This window comes from uncultured Limnohabitans sp. (genome assembly GCF_937889215.1).
Classification (GTDB): Bacteria; Pseudomonadota; Gammaproteobacteria; order Burkholderiales; family Burkholderiaceae_C; genus Limnohabitans_A.
Map to the genome: position 1 here is coordinate 1 of NZ_CALBEX010000456.1, position 3755 is coordinate 3755.

Annotated in this window: 2 protein-coding genes; one reads left to right on the forward strand and one right to left on the reverse strand. The window is 56.5% G+C overall.

The features are described from left to right. Positions 1-805: enoyl-ACP reductase FabI (gene fabI, locus Q0341_RS11550; protein ID WP_299513410.1), on the forward strand; the 805-nt coding region annotated here is incomplete at its 5' end. Positions 806-1246: 441 nt separating this feature from the next. Here fabI and Q0341_RS11555 read toward each other — a convergent pair. Further along, on the reverse strand, positions 1247-3520 hold the full coding sequence (locus tag Q0341_RS11555; protein ID WP_299513412.1) for an arginine/lysine/ornithine decarboxylase: 2274 nt from the start codon (positions 3518-3520) through the stop codon (positions 1247-1249). Positions 3521-3755: the final 235 nt, after the last annotated feature.

The following is a 3755-nucleotide window of genomic DNA, read 5'->3' on the forward strand; positions in this document are numbered from 1 at the left end:
AACAGGATTTCTGTCAGGCAAAAAGTTGTTGATCACCGGCGTGTTGTCCAACCGCTCAATCGCTTACGGCATCGCCAAGGCCTGCCATGCGCAAGGCGCTGAACTGGCTTTCAGCTACGTGGGCGAGCGCTTCAAGGACCGCATCACCGAATTCGCAGCCGATTTTGATTCCAAGCTGATTTTTGATTGCGATGTGGGCAGTGACGAGCAGATTGCGCAGCTTTTCACAGACTTGTCCGCCACTTGGCCCAAGTTCGACGGTTTTGTGCACGCCATTGGCTACGCGCCACGCGAAGCCATTGCCGGTGATTTTTTGGACGGTTTGTCGCGCGAGGGCTTCAAGATCGCCCATGACATCAGCGCCTACAGCTTCCCCGCTATGGCCAAAGCGGCCCTGCCTTACCTGAATGACAAGTCGGCTGTGCTGACCCTGACGTACCTCGGCGCGATCCGCACCGTGCCCAACTACAACACCATGGGCCTGGCCAAAGCCAGCTTGGAAGCCTCGGTGCGTTACCTGGCCGAGTCGCTGGGCAGCCAAAACCGGGGGCTGCGGGCCAACGGCATTTCGGCCGGTCCCATCAAGACGCTGGCGGCCAGTGGTATCAAGGGTTTTGGCAAGATTTTGTCGGTGGTGGCCGAAGCCTCACCGATTCGCCGCAACGTGACCATTGAGGATGTGGGCAATGTGGCGGCGTTCATGTTGAGCGACTTGGCAGCGGGCGTGACGGCCGAGATCACCTATGTGGACGGTGGTTTTAGCCAAGTGGTCGGTGGCATTGCTGAGCCAGCGGCTGCGGCTTGATGCATGTTCTGGGACTGCTCTTTTTAAAGCCTGGTCTCTGCTTTTTCATACACCGCCTGAGGCAAGGCGGGCGCTGCCCGGGCTCATAACTCGCTTCGCTCGCCAAATCGCCCGGTTCAGCACCCACCTCACCTCAGGCTGAGTGGTTGTTACTGGGGCCTTGGGCTAAGTGAACGTGGCAGGACTGCTCGGGCGCTCGGGCTTGACCAACCAACAGTGCTTGGCCACTAGCCATAAAAAGTGGAATAGAGCAAACATCTCCAGCAATTGAAAAAAGCGGCATCAGCCGTTTTTTTTCAATTCTCCCCCGCAGGTGAGTTGGGGGCCTGTGCGGGGGCGATGTGGCAAAGCGAAGCGCCTCTGAGCCCCCGCACAGGGCCCCAGCTCACCTGCCCTCCCCGAGGACTCAAATACACAAGAGCCCCTCACCGAAAGCAAGGGTCAGGCCTTCACGCAATCCGCAAAGTACCGTTTCTTGCCATCGTCGTCCTTGATCTCGACCAAACCATGGATGTCGGTCTCGAAACCCGGGCACTTCTCGTTGAACTCGCGCGCAAACTTGAGGTAGTCCACGATCTTCTTGTTGAAGACTTCGCCAGGAATCAAGAGCGGAATGCCTGGTGGGTAAGGCGTGACCAAACCCACGGTGATGCGACCTTCCAAGTGATCGATCTCCACCCGCTCGGTCTTTCGTTGGGCAATGTGGGCATAAGCGTCTGAAGGACGCATGGCCGGGGCCAAATCCGACAAATACATGTCGGTGGTCAAAATGGCAATGTCGTACTTGGCGTACATTTCGTGAACGTGCTGGCACAAATCGCGTAAGCCCATGCGCTCGTATCGCGGATATTTCTGGCAGAACTCCGGCATGATTTTCCACATCGGCTGGTTCTTGGCGTACTCGTCCTTGAACTGCTGTAACGCGGTGAGCAGCGTATTCCAGCGGCCCTTGGTGATGCCGATGGTGAACATGATGAAAAAACTGTACAAGCCAGTTTTCTCAATCACCACGCCGTGCTCGGTCAGAAACTTGCTGACGATCGAAGCCGGGATACCTGTCTTATCGAACTTGCCATCGAGGTTCAGGCCAGGCGTCACGATGGTCGATTTGATCGGATCCAGCATGTTGAAGCCATCGGCCAATTGCTGACCAAAACCATGCCACTTGCTGGCCTTTTTGCGGGGATCGTTGCGCAGAATCCAGTCATCCGCACGGCCAATGCCTTCGTCGGCAAACTTTTCGGGCCCCCAAACCTTGAACCACCAGTCCTTGCCGTAATCCTCGTCCACCTTGCGCATCGCACGGCGGAAATTCAACGCTTCGGCAATGCTTTCTTCCACCAACGCAGTGCCGCCGGGTGGCTCCATCATGGCGGCGGCCACATCGCAGCTGGCAATGATGCTGTACTGCGGACTGGTCGAGGTGTGCATCAGGTACGCCTCGTTGAACAAGTGCCTGTCCAGCTTGGTGTTTTGCGCATCTTGCACCAACACATGGCTGGCTTGGCTGATGCCCGCGAGCAACTTGTGGATGGATTGCGTGGCATAGACCACCGACTCTTTCGGACGGGCGCGCTTTTTGCCCATCGAATGGTAAGGACCATAAAACGGGTGAAAGGCCGCGTGAGGCAACCATGCCTCGTCAAAGTGCAAATTCTCGACGTAGCCGTCCAACATGCTTTTGATGGTTTCGGTGTTGTACAGCACGCCGTCATAAGTAGACTGCGTGAGCGCCATCACGCGTGGCTTGACCTTCTTGGGGTCCACGCCCTTGAGCAACGGGTTGGCCTTGATCTTGGCCATGATGGCAGCAGGCTCAAACTCGCTTTTGGGAATCGGGCCGATGATGCCAAAGTGGTTGCGTGTGGGCTTCATGAATACAGGCACAGCGCCAGTCATGATGATCGCGTGCAAGATCGACTTGTGGCAGTTGCGGTCCACCACCACCACGTCCCCAGGCGCCACCGTGTGGTGCCAAACGATCTTGTTGGAGGTGCTGGTGCCGTTGGTCACGAAGAAGCAATGGTCGGCATTGAAGATTCGGGCTGCGTTGCGCTCGCTTTCGCCGATGGAACCGTTGTGGTCCAGCAATTGGCCCAACTCTTCCACCGCGTTGCACACGTCGGCCCGCAACATGTTCTCGCCGTAAAACTGGTGGTACATCTGACCCACTGGGCTCTTCAAGAACGCCACGCCACCTGAGTGACCGGGGCAATGCCACGAGTACGAGCCATCTTCGGCGTAATCGAGCAGCGCCTTGAAAAACGGCGGCTGCACGCCCTCTAGGTAGCTCTTGGCCTCACGGATGATGTGGCGCGCCACGAACTCGGGCGTGTCTTCAAACATGTGGATGAAGCCGTGCAACTCGCGCAGGATGTCGTTGGGCAAATGGCGCGAGGTCTTGGTCTCGCCATAGATATAAATCGGCACGTCGGCATTTTTGCGGCGCACTTCATCAATGAAAGCGCGCAAGTTGATGACAGCAGGATCTAAATCGGGCCCGGGTGAAAACTCTTCGTCGTCGATCGACAAAATGAAGGCGCTGGCGCGGCTTTGCTGCTGCGCAAATTGCGACAGGTCGCCGTAACTGGTGACGCCCAAGACTTCAAAGCCCTCGGCAACGATGGCGTCGGCCAAAGCACGGATGCCCAAGCCTGATGTGTTTTCTGAGCGGTAGTCTTCGTCAATGATGACGATGGGAAAACGAAATTTCATGAGGCAATCGGGCTTTGGGCCAAGTAAGGGACAAGGAATTCAAGCAGTGGCGAAGTTTAAGGACAAAAAGCTTCCGCAGAACGACGCAGATCACAAATTGGTAAAAAAACCCACGGTCGCTGCCACTGCATGCAAGCCAACAAGAATTGCGGCAACCTCCCTGAAATCCGATTTTCCACTGCTACAATCTAAGGCTCGGAGCGGTGGATGAGTGGTTTAAGTCGCACGCCTGGAA